Raw genomic sequence first — 22,844 nt, forward strand, 5'->3', positions numbered from 1 at the left:
TTTTCCCTGAATACACTCTTAAAAGGCCAGATATTTTTCTTTCTTTGAAAACACCCCGAAAAGCCCACCCGTATGCACAAAAAGGACGTCGGTCTTTACTTTTCCTTTCAGAAAATTTTCATTAAAGGCATAAAAAGCCTTTCCTGTATAGGCCGGGTCCAGAATTATGCCGCTGCTGTGCGCAAAAGACCTGATCACTTCCAGCTTTTCTTCCGTGATATTCTTATAGCCCTCAGCGGAATAACCGTCAAGTATTTCAAGGTTAGTTTCATCTATTTTGCACGGCAGCTTGTATATCCTGATACATTCTTCGGCTAAAGCAAGGATTCTTTCTCTCATTTCCCCGGCCGAATAGAGTACATTTACGGCATAAACCTTAAGTTTCAGCTTATTCAGAGCCGCCCCAACCAATAGTCCGGCGCTTGTTCCTCCGGAGCCGCAGGCTGTAATAATGCCTTTTAACCGGTTTAAGCTGGTCTGGAATTTCAACTCCTCAATAAAGTTGATGTAGCCCCAGATGCCAAGAGGTGAAGAACCGCCCTCAGGAACGACAAAAACCTTCTCCCCTTTTGCCCGGGCCAGAGAGTATTCTTCTTCCATAACGGAGTTAACCCGTAAATACTCATTTTTGTCCAGGTAACGTATATCTGCTCCTAAAAACCTGTCCAGAAAGAGGTTGCCTTCAGCTTTGTTAGATTTTTTCCCCCAGAGGAATAGCTTTACATCAAAGCCCTGTGCCTTTGCAGCTGCAACGGTTGCTCTTGAATGGTTTGACTGCTCACCGCCGCAGGTGAAAATTTTTGTAGCGCCCTCTTTTTTAGCCTGGAAAAGAATAAATTCAAGCTTTCTTACCTTATTCCCTGAAAGTTCAAGACCCGTAAAGTCATCCCTTTTCATGAGGAAGTCTGCCCCGTTAAAACTCATTTTCTGCAGAGGTGTAGGGACGTTTGCAAGCTGTATGCGTTTTGGGTATTTCATGGCAATTAACTTTTAGTGATTAATTCTGAACATTTTACTGTAATATCTTCTTGCCAGTTCAAGGTCCTCTGGCGTGTCAACCGAGAGGCTTTCAAGTTCGGTTACGACAATCTTGATCTTAAAGCCGTTTTCCAGCATTCTGAGCTGCTCAAGTTTTTCAATCCTTTCCAGATCCGTGGGCGGCAGGCTCGTAAATTTAAGAAGGGCTTCCCTTCTGTAAACGTAAAGCCCAATGTGCTTATAGATGTCGGCCACCCTGAGACTTTCAAGATGGCTCCTGGCATCCCTTACAAAGGGGATCGGCGAACGCGAGAAGTAAAGAGCAAAGTTGTGGTAATCGAAGACCACTTTCGGTATCGAAGGGTTTTCAAGCTCCTCAACTGTTGTAATCTTTTTCGCCAGGGTAGAGACATTTACGCTGCTGTCGAAGAACAGGGGTTCAATTGCCTCATCTATCATTCTTCCCTGAATAAAAGGCTCATCCCCCTGAATATTGACTATAATATCTGCATGCGGCATGTTCTGTGCAACATATGCAATCCTGTCAGAGCCGGTTGCAATGTCCTTTGGAGTTACTATTACCCTTGCTCCAAAGTCCCTTGCCACCTGGGCAACTTTTTCGTCATCTGTTGCAATTATCACCTCATGCAGCATTTTTGATTTCTGGCTGCTTTCATATGTGTGCTGTATCATCGGTTTGCCTCCGATATCGGCAAGAGGCTTGCCCATAAGCCTGGTCGAGGCGAACCGGGCCGGAATTATTCCTAGATTCATTTATTTTTTGGCCTAAAGTTTTTATTCAACATTAATTACTTTGGGGACCTTGAAGAATTCCTCTGTAGCGTCGGGGGCATTCTTCAGGGCTTCTTCTCTCGGAACCGAAGGCGTACGCTTGTCCTCACGCAGCACTTCAGAAACTTCAACGGGATATGAGAGCGGCTCCACATCCGTGGTATCAAGCTCGTTTAATTTTTCCATATAACCAAGTATCTGATTCAGCTCACCGGTAAAGCTATCCAGCTCGGTTTCACTGAATTTCAGCTTGGCCAGGGCGGCTATGTATTCAACATCTTTTCTTGTAACGGACATATTTAAGACCTGATAAATTAAATTCTAATATAAATAATCTTTTTCAAATAAATAAGTTACCGGAGTATCTTTCATTACTCCAGAGCTTCAGACTGCGAAAGTTTTCTTACCGCGGCAATCCTTTTCTTTATTGAGGGATGGCTGTAGAAGAACCACTCCACAACGGGATGGGGCTCCTTGTCGCCCAGGTTCTGCTCGTTGAGCTTTTCAAGGGTTCTAATGAAGGCTTCGGCCTTTGCCGTAGACTCAATGGCGTAGCGGTCGGCCTGGTATTCATGCTTTCTGGACAGGGAGCTTGTTATCGGAGTTTCAACTACTCCCAGCACCATTCCCCACAAAAGGAGTATCGGGATAGCCGAGACCTGCGTAATGGAACTGTATCCAAAGTATGGAAGCGAGATTCTGTATAAAAGAGCCAGCAGGTAGAGAGTAAGGAAGCTGAAAACAGTGCCTACAACAATATTAATAATGATATGTTTATACTTGTAATGCCCCAGCTCGTGGGCAATTACGGTTTCAATCTCATCTGAAGAGTATCCATCAAGGAGGTTATCCCCCAGGAGTATTCTTTTGGATTTTCCCATACCCGTAAATGCCGCGTTAGCCTTTCTTGTATTCTTGCTCATATCAAACTTAAAAACACTCTTAAGCTTAAGGCCCGCATCCCTGGCAAGCCTTTCAAGGCGCGATTTAAGATCCTCATCTTCAAGAGGGGTAATCTTATAGAATAAGGGCATTATTAGAACAGGCACTATCCTGGCCAGGACAACAGAAACCAGAAACAGTATGATTGCAAACGGCAGCCACCAGAGGTTTCCGAAGCGGTTAAGGACGTAGTAAAAAATAAATAAAAGCGGAATTCCGATAACGCCTGAAACCATTGCGCCCTTGGCACTCTCCCACATCCAGGCGCGGAATGTCTGGTTTGACAGGTTATATTTATGCTCCAGATAAAATTCCGTGTAGTAGTTTACAGGGAAAGAAAGAATTGAGCCCGCAATACTTAAGGTTATTATAAATGCAATAAAAAGCAGGTAACTGTTTGAAATGAAGCCTGCGAGGTAGTCTTCCAGCCTGAGGCTTAAGCCCGATTTTAAGAATAAGAATACGATAAGGAAAGACAAGATTCCCTTCGTTATGCTTACTCCAAGTTTAATATTATTATATCTTTTTGAATCCATACTTAAAAATACCTATAACAAAATTTCAAGGCAATCTGAATAATCGCCCTTTTAGGTGAAAAAAAAAGCAGCCTATGGGCTGCTTTTGTCTCCTGGTCCTTAAAAAACTTTTTATTTCTTATATTTTGTTCCGTCCTCATTTAATCTGGCCGCATATTTTGCCGGATCTTTCTTGAATTTGGCTGTGCATTTATCGCAGCACAGGCCGTAAGTTTTGCCGTTGTAGGCAACGAGCACCATTTCGTCTTTTTCCAGATCCTCACCTGAAACCGGGCAGACTTTATTAAACGGCTTTCCCTCTTTCACATCCTGAACTTTATCTTCTTTAGACGAAACCGTGGTAGTCACCTTGCTCTTGCTTACCTGCTTCTTATCCTTCTGCTGCGCATTTACGCCGAGACTGAAAGACAGCATTATAAATAGTGTCAGTACTAACAGGTTTTTCATTGTATTATACCTTTCTTTGTTTTTGTTTAATATATCGCTTCTTAAGTTACCGGGACCAGGTTTTATTATAATAAGCATTTATCCGGTAAAAAGTTCCGGAAAACAATAATTAAATTTTCTTCATCTCCCCTTCCGAGAGCCAGCCCACCTTCCCGTCGGCAAGTTTCACCTTCACCCAGCTGTCAACTTTATCCTCGAGGCTCACCTTTATTCCCTCGTGGACAATGAATGCGTCGCCGCTATGCTCATCCGGAGAAAGTTTAACGGTTACTGAAGACTGGGTTACAACTGCATACTCCTTGCCGTTATCGTAATTGTACCTGGATATCAGGATAACAATGGACAGCAAAAACACAGCGGCAAATGCCAGGCCGGAGATGAGGATCCACTTCTGAAGGGCCTGCCTTCTGGCAAAGAAGTACCAGCCTATAATTGCAAGGAATGTCAGGTAGACAAAGTAAGAAAACAGCGTCCATCCGTTTACGGAAAACAGGTTCAGGAGCTCTTCCCACCACCTTACAAGGAATATCTTGGGCATTGCTTCAATCTTATCAACTGTTCTTGCATTTGCTATCTTCAGGTTATATGCCACATCCTCGTCATTTGGTGAGATCTTCTGCGCTTTCTCATAATTTAAGATGGCGTAGCCTATCATACCCACCTTAAAGTATGAATTCCCCAGGTTGTAGTAAAGCTCTTTACCGGAGTAGCCGTCACTTACTATTTTCTGGTAAATTTCAATTGCCTTGTCATAGCTCCCCTGCTGGTAGAAGCTGTTGGCTTTTTGCATCAGGTTTTCCTCTTCGGAGGCATATGTAAACTTCATGCTGAAGAGGACCAGTAAAATTATCGACAAATATTTCATATATAATAAACTTTAGTTTAATTTTGTTTTTCAGACTTTATTCTTCTCCAGGTCCACTATGATGTTCACGGCCTGGTCGTACATTTCTTTCATTGCGCTTGCTCCGTCGTTCATAGGGGCAAAGCGGACAAACTCGCATTTCTCAACTGCCTGTTTTACTTCGCCTATAAGGTCTTCAGGAACACGGCTGTCTTTAAGCCTTTCAAGCGCACTCTCCAGCGTGAAAGAGGCCTTCGGAATGTGCAGCTTGTCTTCCAGGTAGCCGAAGAGAGCCAGGGAAATATCCGAATAAAACTCCTGCTGGTTGTTCATTTCCATCGATTTGCGGGCGGTCTTAAGCCTGTTGCGCGCCATCTTCTCGGCCCTGGTGTACTTCATGAGCTGTACGTTTCCTTCAAGCCTGTCATTTTTCCTTTTCCACGATATAACGCCTGCAAGCAGTAAAGCCGGCAGAATTGCGGCAGCCCAGAACCAGAAAGAGGAAACCATATAGCCGCCATTTCTCGACAGGCTTTCTGTACCGGTCTTGATGTACCTGATATCCTCGCCTAAGAGCTTTACGTCCTCTTTATTAAAGCCCTGCGTATTTGCATAGGTGCCGTCGCCTTTTTGAACGTTAATCGAAAAAGCCGGGGAGGTCACGGTAACATACCTTTTTGTCCTGGGATTAAAGTACGAAAACTCAAATGGCGGAATTTCCTTCTGCCCTTCTGCTCTTGGTACCAGGAGGTATTCAATGGTCTTCTGCCCGTTGACGTAGCTGCCGGATCTGTTGACCTGGTCGTTAACCTTTGGGTCGTATTTTTCAAAGCCCGAAGGAAGCTGCGGCTCTTTTAATTCCAGCAGACTTATATTTCCTGTGCCTGACACTGTAAGCTTAAGTGAAACAGGTTCATTTGCCTTTACCGTATTTTTATCAACTTCAGCCTTGAAGCTGAACTCACCAACGGCTCCGTTAAATGAATTTGGTACGTTCTGCCCCGGCAAGGGAAGAACGTCAATTTTAAGCACATTTGACTTTGCAGTATATTCAACCGTCTGCCCCTGATTGAAAAACGGGTCGTTAAAGAACTCATCAAATATGTCGCCGCGTCTTCTCTGTTTCGGTACAATGACGGGAATCTTCAGTTCAAAGGGCGTTACGGAAAGCTGTCCTGTCTGCGTGGGAAACAGGGCTGCTTTTTTCAGTACGCCAACGTGATACTGCTTGCCGTTATATACTTCCGTTGTAAAATTTATAGTCCTGTTGCCGTCCAGTTCCTCAGCCCAGAAGCCCTGGTAGGTCGGGAGCTTAGATATCTGGGGCGACGAAATATCCATTCTTGTATAGAGCTTATAGGTAATTGTAATCTGCTCACCTTTAAGCACCTTCTGCTTATCGGCAACCGCCCTTATAAAAACGTTATCGCCAATGCTTTGTGAGGAGGCCGACTGGTTATGCTGCTGGCCCCGTGCGCCGTTTTGAGACGCCTGCCCTTTGGTTACAGTAATTGTAATCGGCTGCGTCCTAAGTGTTTTCCCCTTAAAATCGATCGATGCCGAACCGATTGTAAACCTTCCCTGGTTAGGTGCCTGAAGATAAAAGGAATAAGTTAAAGATGCTGAAACGGCACCGTTTATAATCTGCATGCTGGTCGACTGGTTCGGGCCCGAGAGCACTTCAAAGTTCTTAAAGTCCGGAGCCCTGAAACTCCTCAGGGCATTAATATTGTCCCCGCCAAACTGAAATACCACCTGAAAAGGCTCGTTCTGCGGTACAGTCGTACTGTTTACGGATGCCGTAAACGACTGCGCATGAAGATTAGTACTCAGAAGTATTACGCTAAAAAGTAAAGAAAAAAATGTTTTTGTTTTACGCATAGTAAAGTTGTTTATATTCAAATTTGTTTTACCAATCCTTATCGGTTTTAACCGGGCGCCCTTCGTGTTTGCGAAGTTTCTTCTGCAGGTCCAGTTCGTTATTCTTTAAGGCGTTCAATATTCTATCAGCCTCATCCTTCGACATTTTATTTTTATCCTGCTGCTGCTGATTGCCCTGGTTTTTATTCTGCTTGTTCTGGTCCTGTTTATTCTGGTCGTTGTTGTTCTGGTTGTTTTTATTCTGATCCTGCTTGTTCTGATCGCTTTTATTCTGATCCTGTTTATTCTTATCCTTCTGATCCTTGTTCTGGTCCTGTTTATTCTGATCTTTATTCTGGTTCTGTTTGTTGTCCTTATTCTGCTTATTGTCTTTATTGTTCTTGTTCTGATTATTCTGATTCTGCTTAAGGAGGTTAAGGGCATAAGAAAGATTATACTTTGTCTGTGCATCTTTAGGATTCAGCTTCAGAGCCTTCTTGTAGGCGCCTATGCTTTCCTCTATTTTCTGCGACTTAATGAGTGAATTTCCGATATTGTGATAAATGCCCGCCTGCTGAAGCTTATCCTGTGTTTTTTTAAGTGCCTGCTGATAAGACTTAACCGCCTCATCATACCGCTCCTGCTTATACTGCGCATCCCCGAGGTTAAAGTAACTGTTGAAATTATCGGGAGCCTTTTCCGTTCCCTTCTTAAAGTTTGCCTCGGAGTCGGCATACTTCTTCTGCCTGTAGAGGTCCACCCCGCTATTTACAACACCGCGGAGGCTTTGCGCATTAGCTTCCGAAGAAATAAAGACAATAACCATAACGGCCAAAAGGCCTGCAATTTTTTTTGATCCCGTATATATTTTCTTTTTCATACTGTGCAACTATTCTATTCCTAGTTTTCTGTTCAGTTTCGACAAAAGAACATTTTTCTTTTCCGAAACAAAGAATTCTGCTATCAGGAGCACTACAGCTGCGGCCAAAAGATAGTAGTAGCGGTCCTCATAATCTGTAACTCTCGTGGTTCCGAATTCTGTTTTCTCCAGCTTTGAAAGGTCCCCGTAGATCATATCCAGCTCATTTCCGCCGGAACTTCCGCGGTAGTAGCGGCCCTTGCCTTCCCGGGCAATCTGCTGAAGTATAGGTTCATCGAGCTTTGTGACAACAATGTTGCCATCGCGGTCGAGCTTGTAGCCTGACTGAACGCCCTGGGCATTGTACTGCGGAATCGGCACACCGGAAGGAGAGCCGAGTCCAATTGTATAGATTTGAATATTCTTGTCTTCAGCATCCTTTACGGCATCCATAACGTCGCCTTCATGGTCCTCGCCGTCAGTAATGACAACCATTGCCTTCTGCGTTCTGGCGTCACCCTTAAATGACTTCGAAGCCAGCGTTATGGCTGAGCCTATTGCAGTACCGGGCTGAGGCACAGTGCTTGTACTTACGGCACTCAGGAGCAGCTTAGCCGCCGCGTAATCTGTGGTAAGCGGAAACTGTATGTATGCATCTCCGGAGAACACCACAAGTCCTATCCTGTCTCCCCTCAGCCTGTCAATTAAAGATGCAATTGAATGCTTAGCCATCTCAAGGCGGTTGGGCTTTATGTCCTCGGCTTTCATGCTGAGGGAAACGTCAAGCAGGATAAAGACGTCTATTCCTGTCTGCTTTACGTCTTCATACCGCGTTCCCACCTGAGGATTTGCCAGAGCAAGTATTAGTAAAATAAGTACCAGTACAATCATCCCGCTTTTTAAAAAGTATTTCAGCACACTCCTTTCAGGAACAAGCACCTTAAGGAGCTTTGCATCTGAAAACTTCTGGAGTAGTCTCTTCTGGTTTTTGAAAACCAGATAGAAGAACAGAGCTATAAAGGGTACGATGTAAAGTACATATAAATATTCTGTATGTGCAAAACGAAACATGTGTTATCTCAAAAATCTTAAATTAAGGTATCTTTCTAAAAACCGTCCTGGAAAGCCCGATTTCAAACAGGAGTAAAATAAGTCCCCCTCCAAGCCAGCCGTAGAACAGTTCACTTGCATTGCGGTAGGAGGTGACTTCAACTTTTGTCTTCTCCATTTTATCTATCGACTGATAGATGTCTTCGAGCTTTCTGTTGTTGGTTGCACGGAAATATTTTCCGTCCGTAATTTCCGCCACTTTTCTTAAAGTAGTCTCGTCAATTTCAACCGGCATATTCTGGTACCTAATGCCGAAAGGGGTCTGAAACGGGTACGGAGCTTCTCCGATTGTACCAACGCCTATAGCATAAATCCTGATGCCGTAGGTCTTGGCAATCTGCGCTGCTGTTATCGGGTCTATTTCACCCGCATTGTTCACGCCGTCGGTAAGGAGAATGATAACCTTGCTTTTACCCTTGCTGTCCTTAAGGCGGTTAACTCCGTTTGCAATTGCCGTTCCTATTGCCGTCCCGTCCTGTATCATCCCGCTTTTCACGTCTTTTAAGAGCCCTCTTAAGACGGGGTAGTCAATTGTCAGGGGGCACTGCGTAAAGCTCTCGTATGAAAATATAACAAGGCCGATCTTGTCAGAAGTTCTTCCCTTTATAAAGTCGTCAATAACCTTCTTTGCAGCTTCAATTCTGTTAGGATGGAAGTCTTCGGCAAGCATACTGCCCGAGATGTCAAGGAGCATTGCAATGTCAATTCCTTCGGTATAAACGTTTTCCCCTGAGGCAAAGGTCTGAGGCCTTGCCAGGGCCACTATGAACAAAGCCAGGGCGCCCATTCTTAAGAATGCGGGCAGGTGCCTGAACCTTTCTTTAAGCGTCGGCTTGTATCCCCTGAAGACCCTGAGTGATGAATACGTGACTGAAGTGGTATTCTTCTTCCCGTTCTTAAAGTACCAGAACATCATAAGAGGAATAACCGCCAGGAGGTAGAGAATGCCCGGATAGGCAAAGCTGACATTATGAAACATCTGAAGCCTCCTGATTTTGTGCAACAGGATTCTTCACAGGCACTGTATCTTTAACTATCCTGCGGGCCTGAGCCATCATCTCCCCATTAATTGATTCCATCGGTACATACTTTGCAAATTTTACCAGATCGGCATTGTTTAAGAAATCCGAAGTGATCACCCTTATGTTTTCAGTTTCCTTAACCTTTGACAAATTATTTACCAGCTCGTTTGTTGTTATTTCAAGGGCCGGAACGCGGAATCTTTTTTCAAAGTATGTTCTTATAATATTTGTAATCTCCGTGTGGTATTCTTTTATGTGTCCCGACTGCCAGAGTTGTTTTTTCTCCAGTTCATCAAGAAGATCCAGTGCTTCTTCGTGAGGCTCCTTAATAACTACAGGAATAAGGCCCGCTTTCTGGCGTCTTTTTTTCCTGTAATTAAGATAAAGGTAAACTGCTCCTGCTATTACAATAAGAGCAACCAGGCTCCAGAGGAGAATCATCTTCCAGTCAAGAGGGATCTTAACAGGATCTTTAATGTCCTTTATGTCTTCACCCTGAACTTTAAGGGTTTTTACAACAAAGGAGACCTCATTGGTAAGAAGGGATTTCTTCTGAGAACCCTTCGCAGAGTAATAAACATTTATTGGGGGAATTTTAGCTTCGCCCGAATCATACTTTGAGATTGTATACTTAAATGTTGTAACAAGCCTGCCGTCTTTTTCTTCCGATGCAGGCTGAAGAGTCTCAATAAGCTCGGCACCCTTCAGGCTGTCTTTTAGTACAGGAGGGAAAACTTTAACGTCTTTTGCCGAATTAACGCTTATCGAATAATTTATATAGTCCCCAACTTCATACGACTGCCTGTCCACACCTGCCCTTACGGTTACATCCTGTGCATGCATGCATGTGCCAAGAAGTATAAGCAGCAGGGCCGCAATTGTTATTTTATTTCTTACCATCTTCTCTCGCGCAATCTGAAAAATTCAACCAAAGGTTTCATATAGGATTTATCTGTCTGGACTTCAATTGCATCCAGGCGGTTTTTAAGGAAGAGCGACTTTCTTTCCTCCATTGCCTTACGTCTTGACAGACTGAACCACTTCTGCAGATCTTTTGAACTTGTATCAACAAATCTTTCCTCGCCGGTTTCAGCATCCCTGAACTTCACGAGGCCTATTCCGGGAAGTGTCTTTTCTCTTTCATCACTCAGTACAATTCCAACCAGGTCGTGCCTGCGTCCCACGATTCTAAGGATCTTTTCATATCCCGAATCAAAGAAGTCCGAGATCAGGAAAGCAATGCTTCTTTTCTTGATTGTACTGTTCATAAATTCCAGAGCCTTCTTTAAGTCCGTTTCCCGTCCTTCAGGCTCAAAGGACAGGAGCTCGCGGATGATCCTGAGGACGTGCTTGCGCCCTTTTCTCGGGGGCACAAACCTTTCAATCCTGTCGCTGAAAAGTATGAGTCCCACTTTATCATTATTCTTCATGGCCGAAAAGGCAAGTATTGCACTCAGCTCGGCAGCAATTTGCTGTTTTGTTTTCTCCACGCTTCCGAACAAGAGACTTCCGCTTAAGTCAACCAGAAGCATTACGGTAAGCTCACGCTCCTCCTCAAAAACCTTTATAAAAGGATGCCCGAAGCGGGCTGTAACGTTCCAGTCGAGATTTCTTACGTCGTCACCATACTGGTACTCCCGGACTTCAGAGAATTCCATTCCGCGCCCCTTGAAGACCGAATGGTATTCTCCCGAGAAGACCTGGTTAACAACTCCCCTGGTCTTTATTTCAATCTGGCGTACCTGTTTTAATAATTCTTTTGTCAGCATAACCTTTTTTCTTGATGTAACAGCTTAATACAACCATTTACTTATCATGGCACTTCAATTTTATTCAGGATCTCCTGAATAACGTGTTCAGTTGTAATTTCCTCTGCCTCTGCCTCATACGTTACGGCGATGCGGTGGCGCAGTACATCCATGCAAATTGCCCTTACGTCTTCAGGAATAACATAGCCGCGTCTTCTGATGAAAGCCATAGCTCTTGCGCCCAGGGCAAGATTAATTGTAGCTCTCGGGGAGGCTCCGTAGCTGATAAGATCTGCCAGGCCCTCAAGGCCGTATTCTTTAGGATTACGTGTAGCAAAAACAATGTCCAGAATGTAGCGGTCAATCTTCTCATCAACATAAATTTCCTGAATGAGGCCTCTTGCCCTTAATATGTCCTGCGGGGTAATAACAGGTTTAATTTTGCCATCCTGCTGGTTTTCCACATTCTGCTTCATGATCTTAAGTTCTTCCTCGCGTGAAGGATAGGTGATTTTAACTTTAAGCATAAACCTGTCCACCTGTGCCTCAGGAAGCGGGTAAGTTCCTTCCTGCTCAATCGGGTTCTGTGTTGCAAGTACCAGGAAAGGATCATCCAGCTTAAATGTTTCTTCACTTATTGTAACCTGGCGCTCCTGCATGGCTTCCAGAAGTGCGCTCTGTACCTTGGCAGGGGCACGGTTAATTTCATCGGCCAGGATGAAGTTTGAAAAAATAGGGCCTTTTTTTATAAAAAAGTTGCCGTCTTTCTGGTTATAGATCATTGTACCTATAAGATCTGCAGGAAGCAGATCCGGGGTAAACTGAATTCTCTGAAATTTTGCCTTCATTGCTGAGGCCAGGGACTTTATGGCGAGTGTTTTTGCAAGGCCCGGGACACCTTCTAAGAGTATGTGCCCGTTTGCAAGAAGCCCTACAACAAGGCGTTCAACCATCGGTTTCTGCCCCACTATCACCTTGCCTATTTCGCTGAAAAGCAGGTCAACAAAAGCGCTTTCATTTTTTATTTTCTCATTAAGCTCTGTTATTTCCAAAGTTTTCCTCTGTTTTTTCTCAATATTTATATTAAAATTACATTTTTTACATTATTAAGGCTGAATAGGTTTCCGGCTTTAATATTTTTCTTTCATGTAAGTGAATGAAAAGCCGTCATATGCATTATCGGCCAGAATCAAAGTATCCTTATCCGCCTTCATTATAACCATCGGGAGTTCCGGCCTGTCTGCAAAATGAATTATACTTTTCTCCTCAGTGGAATATATGCTTTTGCCTTTTTTAACTACAAAAGTAGTACTCCTTTCAAGAGCGCCTTTTGAATAGTAGTGTACGCTTCCAGCCTCCGTAAAGACCACTTTACTCCCCTCTTCGGGGCTGACGTCTGTAGTAGTCCCGCTAAATCCCCCGGATATTCTTACCAGGACCCAGCTCCCATAGAGCAGTTTTTCTTCATCGGGACCTGTAACATCGTAGCAGGAGCTGAAAATAATAGCACACATCAAAAACAAAGCTGCCTTTTTCATCTTTTCCTCCAATACGAATATTTTTCTATATTACCTTAAGCACGGCAAACTTCAGGTAAGAAGTTTCCTCCATTGCAGGCAGCCTCGGGTGGTCAAGTGATGCACCGTTGAAATGTATGAGCTGCACCTGGCGCCCTGCTTTCTGGGCTGCGCTGTTAATGATCTGAATAAAACTATCCCGGCTGAGGTGATATGAGCACGATGAGGTGACTAAAAATCCCCCTTCCTCAACCAGCCCGAGAGCCATGCGGTTAAGCTTTTCATAGCCTTTCTGCGCCATGGGAAGGCTTTTTTTATTCTTTGCAAAGGCCGGGGGATCAATCATTACAACGTCAAACTTCTTTTTTTCATTCAGCATAGCCGTAAAGACGTCAAAAACATCTCCTGTAATGAAATCCGCCTTACAGGTTATATTATTAAGCTGGAAGTTCCCCCTTGCGTTTTCAACCTCGGCCTGCGAACTGTCAAGAAAAGTAACAGCCCCTGCCCCGGCTCTTGAGGCATGAAGCCCGAAGCCCCCGGAGTTGCAGAAGGCGTCAATTACAGTCCTGCCTTCCGTGATCCTTTCAATAAACTTTCTGTTATCGGCCTGGTCAAAGTAAAACCCGGTCTTGTGCCCCCCTTCAAAATCGATCCTGTAGCTTACCTCCCCGTCGCTGATTACTTCAGACCTGCTGCTTCCAAGGTAAACCGTATCCTCTTCTGTCAGGCCTTCAAGGCGCCTGAAATAAGCCTCATTTTTGCTGAAAACGTTCTCTGCCTTAAGCTCAGTTTTCAGGACGCTTACAATCTTATCAATATTCTTCTGCATGCCGAAAGAATAAACCTGCATGACAAAAGTGTTGTTGTATTTATCGATAATAAGCCCCGGCATAAAATCACTTTCGCTGAACATGAGCCTGAAGGATTCGCGCCTTGGATAAAGGCTTTTTCTTAAGTCATACGCCCTCAGAAGCCTTTCCTTAAAAAAGCCGTGAAGGTCCTCTATTTTCCCCCGGCTTAAAAGCCTTAAGGCAATAAGAGAGTTTTTATTGTAAAACCCTGTTCCCAGGAAGTTATTTTTATAATCGTAAAGTTCCACCACGTCACCATTTTGTGCCTCGCCCTCGAGTTTTGCAACTTCATTGCTGAATACCCAAAGGTGCCCATGCTTTATGCGGTGTTCCTCGTTTTTCCGAAGGTATACCTGTGCCAACATTTAATCCTCTGTTTTAACATGGAAATTTAACATAAATCGCGTTAAGAATTAAGACAAAAAGTAAAAGACGGGATATTTATACCAGAGGATATCTATTTCAAAAAGAGGCTGCGGGCAAGCCTCGGCTTGCCCGCATGAATGAAAAATTTGCAGATTCAGTCTATACGTTTTCCAGTACTCTTTTGAGCTTATCGGCAATTTCTGAGGCAACCGACTCAAGCTCCTCATTCTTTACAGTCTGCATTGAAACTCTCGGATTTATGGACGATACCTCTGTTTTTCCCTCACGGGTTTCCTGCACAATAATATTGCACGGCAGCATTGTTCCAATTTTATCCTCTGCCTGCAGGGCTTTATAGGCAAAAGGCGGGTTGCAGGCCCCGAGTATCTTGTATTTCCTGAAGTCCACGTCCAGCTTTTTCTTCAGAGTCTCTTTTACGTCAATTTCTGTCAGAACCCCGAATCCCTCTTTTTTCAGCTCCTCAGTAACCTTGCTGATAGCTTCGTCGAAGGAGAGATTTACAACCCTGGTATTATAGTATTCCATTTGTTTTCCTCCATCTTGTTTGTTTAATGTTTGATGCAGGAAATCCATGCAGGTTCCAGACGTTTTTAAGGCTTATCAGGCTCTCCTGTTACTTACAGCATTAAAGAGGACCGAATAATCCATATCTGCAAAGCCTGCGTTTATAGTCTTGTTCAAGATTTCCTGCACGGCATCCAAAACAACTGTTTCAAGTCCCAGGCTCCTGGCCTCATCGGCAGCAAGTCTCACGTCTTTAAGAAGATGCTTTGCCGGGAAATTCACGTTTGAGAAATCATTCTTCAGCATATTGTTAAGCTTTACGTCAAAAGTTTTGGCATAAAGGGCACTGTTCCTAAGGACGTTCATGAACTGCTCTACGTCAATCCCTTCATTCATAATTATACCAAGGCTTAAGGAAAAGGCAGAGGTTAGTGATGCAATCATCTGGTTGAGCGCAAGCTTCATGGCTGCAGCCTTTCCTGTTTCCCCGACATAAAGCGGTGCAGGCCCGAGGGCTTCTAAAACCGGGCGCCATTTGTCATAAAGCTCTTTTTCTCCTCCAACCATTATAACCAGTTTGCCTTCGGCTGCCTGCGGAATGCTGCCCAGGACCGGAGCCTCAATGTAGTCACCTCCTGCGGCAGCGACTTTTTCGGCAATGGCCCTGCTTTCCGAAGGGGAAATTGTGCTCATCTGAATTATGGTCTGCCCCGAGAACTTTTCCTCTTCATCAGATGAAAACAGCATTTCATTAACTGCAGCGGCATCGCTGAGCATAAGAAAGACCGCTTCCCCCAGGTGCCTGGCCTCGTGTGCCGTTAAAGCGACCCTTGCCCCTTTCTGCTTCAGAGGCACTGTTTTCTCCAGCGTCCTGTTAAAAATATAAAGCTCATACCCGGCCTTAAGCAGCCTTTCTGCCATCGGGCTTCCCATCAGTCCGGTCCCAATAAATGAGATCTGCATCTCCTGAACTCCTTTTCTTTGCAATTGTTCGGAATTAGTTTGTATGTAATATCATAATTATCTTTTGGCAATTATTCAACGAATGCTTTGTTGTACTGTGCACTTTTGAGGTTCTTTCCATGCCGGGAGAGGTGTATCCACAAATAAAAAAGCCCCTCAGAAGATAATCCGGGGGCTTTCAAACTCAGTTGCAAAACTTTACTCTTCTCAAAATTATTTCCCTGTAGAATGGTTCACAGAGGAGTTACTGGCTTTTACCAGGTGCACCATGTCCATTTCAATATCCTCTTCACAGTAGAACGGTTCACCATAGTCCTTGCCGATCTTAAAGCCGTAGAGCTTAGCCCTGGATTCAACGAACTTCATAAAATTAGGCTGGCTTATAAATGTTTCAGGCTCAACGCTTTTAGGATTAAAGAACTGTGTGGCATAGGCTTTTACAGCGTTCATTTTATCTTCGAAGGTGTCGCTGACGTCTACGATAAATGACGGTGTAAAGGCGTATGTCTGCATATAGTAATACAGCTTACCGGGCCTGTAGGCATCCTGTTTTTTCTCCTTGTCGAAAGTCTTGATCTTTTCAAGGCCGGAGCTGAACATTGCCCTTTTGACAACAGCGCTTGTATCGATATGGTCAGGATGGCGGTCGTTGAAATAAGGGGCAAAAATGATCTTCGGCCTGTACTTGCGCAGGCACATAACAACTTTTGTAATATTTTCCTTTGAGACCTCAACACCTCCGTCAGGTATATGCAGGTTCTCACGGATTGCAAGTTTTAGACTGATTGCCGACTGAAAAGCCTCTTTCTGCCTTGTTTCGGCAGACCCGCGAGTGCCCAATTCACCCTTAGTGAAGTCTATTACGCCCACTTTCAAGTCACTTTTGGTAAATTTGGCAATTGTGCCGCCCATCGAGAGCTCGGCGTCGTCCGGATGAGCAGCAAAGACGAGTACATCTAAGTTCATATGCATGGGTTTTTCATGGTTGTTTTTGGTTAGAACAACATAAGAAAAATATTTAATTAAGTCATCAATAGATTATTAAAAATATTTATAGCCGTAATAATTTTTCGTAAGTTTATACCAAACCTTTTATCCTTTTTCCATAATAGCTAAATTTCTTCTCTATTCATTTCATTTATTTTAGCTATATTTGGAACAATTTTTAAAACAACTAAACAATTTTTGAGCGCCTATGTATAAGATCAGATCAGCTGAATTTCTTGCCCCGAATATTAAGAAATTCGTAATAGAAGCACCTAAGATCGCCCAGAAGAGGAAAGCCGGACAATTTGTTATTATCAGGATCAAAGAAGGCGGTGAAAGAGTTCCTCTTACTATTGCCGATTCAGACCCCTCAGAAGGAACGATTACAATAATTGTCCAGGGAATCGGAAAAACCACAAAGGAATTAAACACATTCAATTCCGGCGGCAGCATTCAGGATGTTGTCGGCCCGCTGGGCAAACCTTCACATATAGAAAACTTTGGCACTGCTGTCAGTATTGGCGGAGGCGTCGGCACAGCAATTGCCTATCCGACCGCTGTTGCCTTAAAACAGGCAGGAAATCATACGATCTCGATTATTGGCGGCCGTTCGAGAGAATTTGTAATTCTCGAAGACGAGATGCGCAAAGTCTGCGATGAGGTCTATCCAACAACCGATGACGGAAGCTACGGCTATCACGGTTTTGTAACACAGAAATTAAAAGAGCTGATCGATTCAGGCAGAAAAATAGATTTTGTGCTCGCTATTGGCCCGATACCTATGATGAGGGCTATTGCCGAAACCACCAGGCCCTATGGAATTAAGACCATGGTCAGCCTCAACCCCATTATGGTTGACGGCACAGGAATGTGCGGCGGCTGCAGGGCTACGGTAGACAACAAGACTGTCTTTGTCTGCGTCGACGGCCCCGAATTCGACGCCCACAAGGTCGATTTTGATCTTCTTATGCAGAGGAATAAGTCTTATCTGGGTGATGAAAAAACGGCCCTTGAAATACTGGCACAGAGTGAGCAGGCAAAGGAAAAAAAGGACCATGAATGTAATTACGACAAGATGTTTTTTGCCAGAACATCCGGTGAAAACCTAAAAGTATAAAAAGCGAGCGGAGTAGATAAATGGAAGAAATTTCGAAAAAAGACAGAATGAAAATTCCACGTCAGAAGATGCCTGAACAGTCAGGAGAACAAAGGGTCACGAATTTTGAGGAAGTCAATTTAGGTTTTACCGAAGAATTGGCTAGAATGGAAGCTTTGAGGTGCATACAGTGCCCGAAACCCACGTGCATTCAGGGCTGCCCTGTCGGCGTGCAGATACGCGACTTTATTGCTCTTGTTGCCCAGGGAGACTATCTTGGCGCAGCGGCAAAGATCAAGGAAGATAACGCCCTTCCGGCAGTCTGCGGCCGCGTTTGCCCGCAGGAAGAACAGTGCGAATCCAAATGCATAGTAGGAAAGAAAAACGAGCCGGTTGGAATAGGACGCCTTGAGAGATTTGTTGCCGACTATGAACGCGAGCACGTTGGCATACGTCCTCCCCAGATAAAACCCAAGACAGGCAAGAAAATCGGCATCATCGGGAGCGGCCCCGCAGGCCTCAGCTGCGCGGGCGACCTAATACAGATGGGGCACGATGTAACGGTTTTTGAAGCCCTGCATGAACTTGGCGGCGTGCTTGTCTATGGTATCCCTCAGTTCAGGCTTCCAAAGGAAATTGTTAAGGCCGAAGTGGAGTCACTCAAAAAGCTTGGCGTCGATTTCCAGACAAACGCTGTTGTAGGCTTTACAGATACAATCGATGAGCTCCTGGAAAACGGCTACGACGCAATTTTTATTGCCGTAGGAGCCGGACTTCCCTACTTCCTTAATATACCGGGCGAAAACCTTAACGGGGTCTATTCATCAAATGAGTTCTTAACAAGAGTCAACCTGATGAAAGCTTACCGCTTCCCTGAATACGATACCCCCGTCTTTAACTGTAAGGATAAAAACGTTGCAGTCTTCGGCGGCGGCAATACCGCCATGGATGCCGTAAGAACGGCTAAGAGGCTTGGAGCAAAAAGTGCTCATATCATCTACAGAAGAAGTGACGTGGAACTGCCCGCAAGAAAAGAGGAAGTTCACCACGCACAGGAAGAAGGCATCGGGTTCATGTTCCTTGAAAACCCGGTTGAGTTTATCGGCGAAAACGGCTGGCTCAAACACGTGAAACTTCAGAAGATGGAGTTAGGTGAGCCGGACCAGTCTGGAAGAAGAAGGCCTGTTCCTGTAGAAGGTTCAGAACACATAATGGACATCGATATGGCTATCATTGCTATAGGCAACGGTTCCAACCCGATCATACAGAAGACGACACCGGACCTCGAGTTCAATAAAAGAGGAAACATTGTGGTTGATGAAGCAACAATGAAAACTTCCAAGAAAGGCGTCTTTGCAGGAGGCGATATCGTTTCAGGCGGCGCTACGGTCATTCTTGCAATGGGTGCAGGAAGAAAAGCCGCGGCAGCCATTAACGAATACCTCACAAACACCGAAAGCTGAAAGCTCATATCTTAATTTATTAAAGCGGGCAGTAGACAATTGCCCGCTTTTTTTTTACTTTTCCATCAGCACATAAGATATTTTCAATAAATATTGATGACTAAAACTAATCAGGCAAACAAAATGACAAAGACCACTCTACTTACCATTTTATTTTCTGCAGTCCTGTTTTCTACCATTTCTGCTTCTTATATGATGTCTCTTAAGAAGGGAGAAAAAATAGTTTTCTTCGGCGATTCAATTACACAGCTGGGAAACGATCCCGGAGGGTATGTAACTTTGGTGCGCGATACAATAGCCTCAAAATATCCGGGCTACGGCATTGAAGTAATAGGCGCCGGCATAAGCGGCAACAAGGTGCCGGATCTTGTTTCAAGGCTCGATAAAGACGTTCTTTCTGAGGGCCCCACTACAGTAGTAATTTATATAGGAATTAACGACGTCTGGCACTATGCGCTCGGCATCGGCGGCACACCCAAAGATAAGTTCGAAGAGGGATTAAAGTTAATCATAGGGAAATGCACTGCAAACGGCGCACGCGTAATTCTATGTACCCCCAGCGTAGTTGGAGAAAGATCCGACAGCCTCAATAAACTGGATCCAATGCTGAACGAGTATGCTGACATCAGCCGCAGGGTGGCAAAGGGAACTAACAGCCAGCTTCTGGACCTGAGAGAGGCGTTCCTGCAGTATGAACGTGAGAACAACCCGAAGCAGCTCCACGAAGGCATTCTTACGCGCGATGCCGTACACTTAAATGCAACGGGCAACAAATTCTTGGCCGGACTGATGCTGAAGGCCCTTGAGGAGTAAAGCTGATATTTTTTAAGGAGCCGCACATAAGTCTACTGCGGCTCCCGGACTTAAAGCCTCTTAAAAACTGCCATAATATTTCCTTCAGGCCCTTAAAAGGGCTATAAACTTTTTTCAGAATTCTTTATATTGCCTTTTTTATTATTAGCCATATAGTAAGCTTATGAAGCAAGAATACGAAGCCGTCATCGGACTTGAGGTCCATGCCCAGCTCCTGACAGATACAAAAATTTTCTGCGGATGCTCCACAAAATTCGGAAATCCGCCTAACACAAACGTATGCCCGATATGCCTTGGGCACCCGGGCGTTCTGCCTGTACTTAATAAGAAAGTGGTGGAATTTGCCGTCCTGATGGGACTTGCCACTAACTGCAGAATCAATATGAATTCAGTTTTTGCAAGGAAAAATTATTTCTATCCCGATCTTCCCAAAGGATACCAGATCTCGCAGTTTGAAGCTCCTATTTGTGAGGATGGCTTCGTTGAAATTGAGCTTAAAGACGGTACAAAAAGAAATATCGGACTCACGCGCATTCATATGGAGGAAGATGCCGGCAAATCGATACACGACCAGGCATATGAGACACTGGTTGATGTCAACCGCTGCGGGGTGCCTTTAATTGAAATTGTAAGCGAACCCGATATGCACACTCCTGAGGAGGCCTATCAGTACCTCTCACAGATACGCCAGACGGTGCAGTACCTTGGCATATGCGACGGCAATATGGAAGAAGGCTCACTCAGGTGCGACGCCAACGTGTCAGTCAGGCTGAAAGGGGAAACAAGACTGGGGACAAAAACCGAAGTCAAAAATATGAACTCCTTCAGGAATGTGGAAAAGGCTCTCATCTATGAAATAGACCGGCAGATAGAAATTATTGAGGACGGCGGCAGGATTATACAGGAAACCCTCCTCTGGGATGCCGATGCCAACGTAGCCCTCCCGATGCGCAGTAAAGAAGAGGCACACGACTACCGCTACTTCCCCGAGCCGGACCTGATGCCTGTTGCAATAAGCCAGGAGTGGTTTGAGGAAATTAAAAGAAGACTGCCCGAGCTCCCTAAAGAAAGAAATATGAGGTTTATCTCAGATTACAGCCTCCCTTCCTATGATGCCGGGGTTCTGACTGCTTCGCGTGAACTGGCTGACTACTACGAGAAAACTATTTCCGTTACAAAGGATTATAAAGCTGCCAGCAACTGGATTATGGGTGACGTACTTAAAATACTAAACGAGACAAAGACCCCCGTAGAGAATTTCCCGATACATCCGGAAAACCTGGGAAGACTGATAAACCTCATTAACGACAACACCGTAAGCGGAAAAATAGCAAAGGATGTTTTCCAGATAATGCTTGGTGAGGACAAAGAGCCCGGGACAATTATAAAGGAAAGAAACCTTGTTCAGATAACCGACACCTCGGAACTGGAAGGCGTAATAGACAGGGTAATTGAAAGCAATCCCAAAGACGTAAAAGAGTTCCTTTCGGGTAAAGAGAAGGTAATAGGATTTTTTGTAGGCCAGATTATGAAGGAAACAAAGGGTAAAGCCAACCCAAAGGCTGTAAACGATATTCTGCGGGAAAAACTTAACGCTCTTAAATAAAAAAAACCGCCTTATGGCGGTTTTTTTTCAATATCTCAAATTATAGTGGGAACTTTACAGTTGAAAGGAGCTGAAAGGTAAGAATTTTTGCTTCATCGTTCTCTTCAATATTTGAAAGACCATATCCGAAAGAAAACTGCGGAGCCAAGATAACACCACCCAGGTTAATATCAACACCTGACCCTAACTTCATTTCAAAACGTGCATTTGTGTTCCTGATTGTTCCCGTATGTTTTGTAGCTCCGTCCGACTGGAATGTTACGCTATTACCAGATGAAGAAAGTTTATCTTCCCAGGAAGACTGAACAGGGAAACCCAAAGAAGGACCTATAAAGAAGAAAAAGTTGCTGTTAGGTACAGTTACCTTAAATAACGGCTCGATCATAAAATAGGCCATGCTAAAGCCAACGGTTTCAGTATACGGGGTTGCACCTGCTGTACCATCTACCGAATATGAAGCATACCTGTTGTCATAGAACTGCATGTTGGCCATTAAGCCTATGACCGGGGTAAAATTCATGTCTACTTGAGCGCCGATAAGGGCGCCAAAACCGTTTGTGGTTTCCGTAACGTCGGATCCTGATTGAATGTTAAAGTTCAGACCTACCTGCGGTCCTACTCTTAACCTGAACTGTGCCTGACTGCTGTTTGAAGATAGCGATATCAGTAAAACCGATAAAGCAAGAACGGTCAACACTTTTTTCATAGTAACTCCCTTTCTGATTATATTTTTAAAAACAAATGGGACGCATATTGGGGGGGAAATCCTGTCCCCATGCGTCCCAAAATAAAAACAAAAAGTTTTAATTTCAATTATCACAAGTCAAAATTCTTAAAATTATTTTTTAAGATTCTCATTTACAAAATCCCAGTTTATGAGGTGCTCAATAAACGTAGTCAGGTAATCAGGCCTCCTGTTCTGGTAATCCAGATAGTAGGCATGCTCCCATACGTCAACTGTCAGAAGCGGTTTTTCCCCGCGAGCAATCGGTGTATCGGCATTCGGGGTCTTTGTAATCTGAAGCTTCCCGCCTTTTAAGACCAGCCAGGCCCAGCCCGAACCGAACTGTGTTGCACCCGCATTTTTGAACTCTTCAACAAACTTCTGGTAGTTGCCGAAATCCTTTTCAATCATACCGGCAATCTCGCCTGTGGGCATCCCTCCCCCGTTCGGCTTCATTGAATTCCACAGGAATGTATGATTCCACACCTGGGCTGCATTGTTAAATAATCCGGTTTTGGATTGGTCGCCGTAAGTTTTCTTAACAATTGTTTCCACGTCGGCATTTGCCAGATCCGTTCCTTCCAGCATTTTATTGGCGTTTTGAACATAAGCATTGTGGTGCTTGTCGTGATGGAATTCGAGTGTTTTTGCACTGATGTGCGGTTCAAGTGCGTTTTTAGCATATGGTAAATCAGGTAATGTAAGAGCCATTTTTTTCCTCCTTTTTTGTTTCAGCTCTTCTGCACTTTATTTTTCGCCCTGGAAGAGAAGCGGTCTCCCCTTCGAAAAGCG

General features: G+C 44.4%; 24 protein-coding genes. 4 read left to right on the plus strand and 20 right to left on the minus strand.

Annotation, left to right across the window (positions count from 1 at the left end):
• Positions 1 to 18 precede the first annotated feature (18 nt).
• The 18 genes from HF312_16695 to bshB1 all read right to left on the minus strand — a co-directional run bounded on the left by HF312_16695 (position 19) and on the right by bshB1 (position 16,329).
• Entirely contained in the window at positions 19 to 978 is a 960-nt protein-coding gene (locus HF312_16695; protein ID MCU7521855.1) for a pyridoxal-phosphate dependent enzyme, read from the minus strand.
• A gap of 12 nt (positions 979 to 990) precedes the next feature.
• On the minus strand, positions 991 to 1,752 hold the full coding sequence (gene kdsB, locus HF312_16700; protein ID MCU7521856.1) for a 3-deoxy-manno-octulosonate cytidylyltransferase: 762 nt from the start codon (positions 1,750 to 1,752) through the stop codon (positions 991 to 993).
• 21 nt (positions 1,753 to 1,773) lie between these two features.
• Complete coding sequence (gene gatC / locus HF312_16705; protein MCU7521857.1) at positions 1,774 to 2,067, minus strand: Asp-tRNA(Asn)/Glu-tRNA(Gln) amidotransferase subunit GatC; 294 nt, start codon at positions 2,065 to 2,067, stop codon at positions 1,774 to 1,776.
• A gap of 74 nt (positions 2,068 to 2,141) precedes the next feature.
• Entirely contained in the window at positions 2,142 to 3,248 is a 1,107-nt protein-coding gene (locus HF312_16710) for a M48 family metallopeptidase (protein ID MCU7521858.1), read from the minus strand.
• Positions 3,249 to 3,359: 111 nt separating this feature from the next.
• On the minus strand, positions 3,360 to 3,695 hold the full coding sequence (locus tag HF312_16715; protein ID MCU7521859.1) for a YHS domain-containing protein: 336 nt from the start codon (positions 3,693 to 3,695) through the stop codon (positions 3,360 to 3,362).
• A gap of 109 nt (positions 3,696 to 3,804) precedes the next feature.
• Positions 3,805 to 4,551: a hypothetical protein gene (locus HF312_16720; GenBank protein ID MCU7521860.1), complete on the minus strand. Its 747-nt coding sequence runs from the start codon at positions 4,549 to 4,551 to the stop codon at positions 3,805 to 3,807.
• 39 nt (positions 4,552 to 4,590) lie between these two features.
• Entirely contained in the window at positions 4,591 to 6,420 is a 1,830-nt protein-coding gene (locus HF312_16725) for a protein BatD (protein ID MCU7521861.1), read from the minus strand.
• Between the two features lie 28 nt (positions 6,421 to 6,448).
• On the minus strand, positions 6,449 to 7,279 hold the full coding sequence (locus tag HF312_16730; GenBank protein MCU7521862.1) for a tetratricopeptide repeat protein: 831 nt from the start codon (positions 7,277 to 7,279) through the stop codon (positions 6,449 to 6,451).
• Positions 7,280 to 7,288: 9 nt separating this feature from the next.
• Positions 7,289 to 8,329 (minus strand): VWA domain-containing protein, encoded by a 1,041-nt coding sequence (locus tag HF312_16735; protein MCU7521863.1) that lies wholly within the window; start codon positions 8,327 to 8,329, stop codon positions 7,289 to 7,291.
• A gap of 22 nt (positions 8,330 to 8,351) precedes the next feature.
• A complete protein-coding gene (locus HF312_16740) occupies positions 8,352 to 9,347 on the minus strand; it encodes a VWA domain-containing protein (GenBank protein ID MCU7521864.1) in 996 nt (331 codons plus the stop codon).
• A complete protein-coding gene (locus tag HF312_16745) occupies positions 9,337 to 10,290 on the minus strand; it encodes a protein BatD (GenBank protein MCU7521865.1) in 954 nt (317 codons plus the stop codon). The genes HF312_16740 and HF312_16745 overlap by 11 nt, the downstream gene beginning before the upstream one ends.
• Positions 10,284 to 11,159, minus strand: coding sequence for a DUF58 domain-containing protein (locus HF312_16750; protein MCU7521866.1), 876 nt, complete (start codon positions 11,157 to 11,159; stop codon positions 10,284 to 10,286). The genes HF312_16745 and HF312_16750 overlap by 7 nt, the downstream gene beginning before the upstream one ends.
• Positions 11,160 to 11,203: 44 nt before the next feature.
• Positions 11,204 to 12,214, minus strand: a complete 1,011-nt coding sequence (locus HF312_16755) for an AAA domain-containing protein (protein MCU7521867.1) — start codon at positions 12,212 to 12,214, stop codon at positions 11,204 to 11,206.
• 54 nt (positions 12,215 to 12,268) lie between these two features.
• Positions 12,269 to 12,676 (minus strand): hypothetical protein, encoded by a 408-nt coding sequence (locus HF312_16760; GenBank protein MCU7521868.1) that lies wholly within the window; start codon positions 12,674 to 12,676, stop codon positions 12,269 to 12,271.
• 25 nt (positions 12,677 to 12,701) lie between these two features.
• On the minus strand, positions 12,702 to 13,874 hold the full coding sequence (locus HF312_16765) for a class I SAM-dependent rRNA methyltransferase (GenBank protein MCU7521869.1): 1,173 nt from the start codon (positions 13,872 to 13,874) through the stop codon (positions 12,702 to 12,704).
• Between the two features lie 160 nt (positions 13,875 to 14,034).
• Positions 14,035 to 14,421 (minus strand): DUF302 domain-containing protein, encoded by a 387-nt coding sequence (locus tag HF312_16770; GenBank protein MCU7521870.1) that lies wholly within the window; start codon positions 14,419 to 14,421, stop codon positions 14,035 to 14,037.
• A gap of 75 nt (positions 14,422 to 14,496) precedes the next feature.
• Entirely contained in the window at positions 14,497 to 15,363 is an 867-nt protein-coding gene (locus HF312_16775; GenBank protein MCU7521871.1) for an NAD(P)-dependent oxidoreductase, read from the minus strand.
• A gap of 213 nt (positions 15,364 to 15,576) precedes the next feature.
• On the minus strand, positions 15,577 to 16,329 hold the full coding sequence (gene bshB1, locus HF312_16780; GenBank protein MCU7521872.1) for a bacillithiol biosynthesis deacetylase BshB1: 753 nt from the start codon (positions 16,327 to 16,329) through the stop codon (positions 15,577 to 15,579).
• 229 nt (positions 16,330 to 16,558) lie between these two features.
• Here bshB1 and HF312_16785 point away from each other — a divergent pair, with 229 nt between their 5' ends.
• The 4 genes from HF312_16785 to gatB all read left to right on the plus strand — a co-directional run bounded on the left by HF312_16785 (position 16,559) and on the right by gatB (position 21,328).
• Positions 16,559 to 17,467, plus strand: a complete 909-nt coding sequence (locus tag HF312_16785) for a sulfide/dihydroorotate dehydrogenase-like FAD/NAD-binding protein (GenBank protein MCU7521873.1) — start codon at positions 16,559 to 16,561, stop codon at positions 17,465 to 17,467.
• Positions 17,468 to 17,487: 20 nt separating this feature from the next.
• The gene (gltA, locus tag HF312_16790) at positions 17,488 to 18,909 is read left to right on the plus strand and encodes an NADPH-dependent glutamate synthase (protein ID MCU7521874.1); all 1,422 of its coding nucleotides are present in this window, start codon (positions 17,488 to 17,490) and stop codon (positions 18,907 to 18,909) included.
• A gap of 123 nt (positions 18,910 to 19,032) precedes the next feature.
• On the plus strand, positions 19,033 to 19,722 hold the full coding sequence (locus HF312_16795) for an SGNH/GDSL hydrolase family protein (GenBank protein ID MCU7521875.1): 690 nt from the start codon (positions 19,033 to 19,035) through the stop codon (positions 19,720 to 19,722).
• A gap of 163 nt (positions 19,723 to 19,885) precedes the next feature.
• On the plus strand, positions 19,886 to 21,328 hold the full coding sequence (gene gatB / locus HF312_16800) for an Asp-tRNA(Asn)/Glu-tRNA(Gln) amidotransferase subunit GatB (GenBank protein MCU7521876.1): 1,443 nt from the start codon (positions 19,886 to 19,888) through the stop codon (positions 21,326 to 21,328).
• A 40-nt stretch (positions 21,329 to 21,368) separates the two neighbouring features.
• Here the strand turns inward: gatB and HF312_16805 are convergent, their stop codons facing one another.
• Together HF312_16805 and HF312_16810 are read right to left on the minus strand one after the other, a co-directional pair.
• Positions 21,369 to 22,034: a PorT family protein gene (locus tag HF312_16805; GenBank protein ID MCU7521877.1), complete on the minus strand. Its 666-nt coding sequence runs from the start codon at positions 22,032 to 22,034 to the stop codon at positions 21,369 to 21,371.
• Between the two features lie 132 nt (positions 22,035 to 22,166).
• The gene (locus HF312_16810) at positions 22,167 to 22,763 is read right to left on the minus strand and encodes a superoxide dismutase (protein MCU7521878.1); all 597 of its coding nucleotides are present in this window, start codon (positions 22,761 to 22,763) and stop codon (positions 22,167 to 22,169) included.
• Between the last annotated feature and the right edge of the window lie 81 nt (positions 22,764 to 22,844).

The organism is Ignavibacteria bacterium (assembly GCA_025612375.1).
Lineage (GTDB): Bacteria > Bacteroidota > Ignavibacteria > Ignavibacteriales > SURF-24 > JAAXKN01.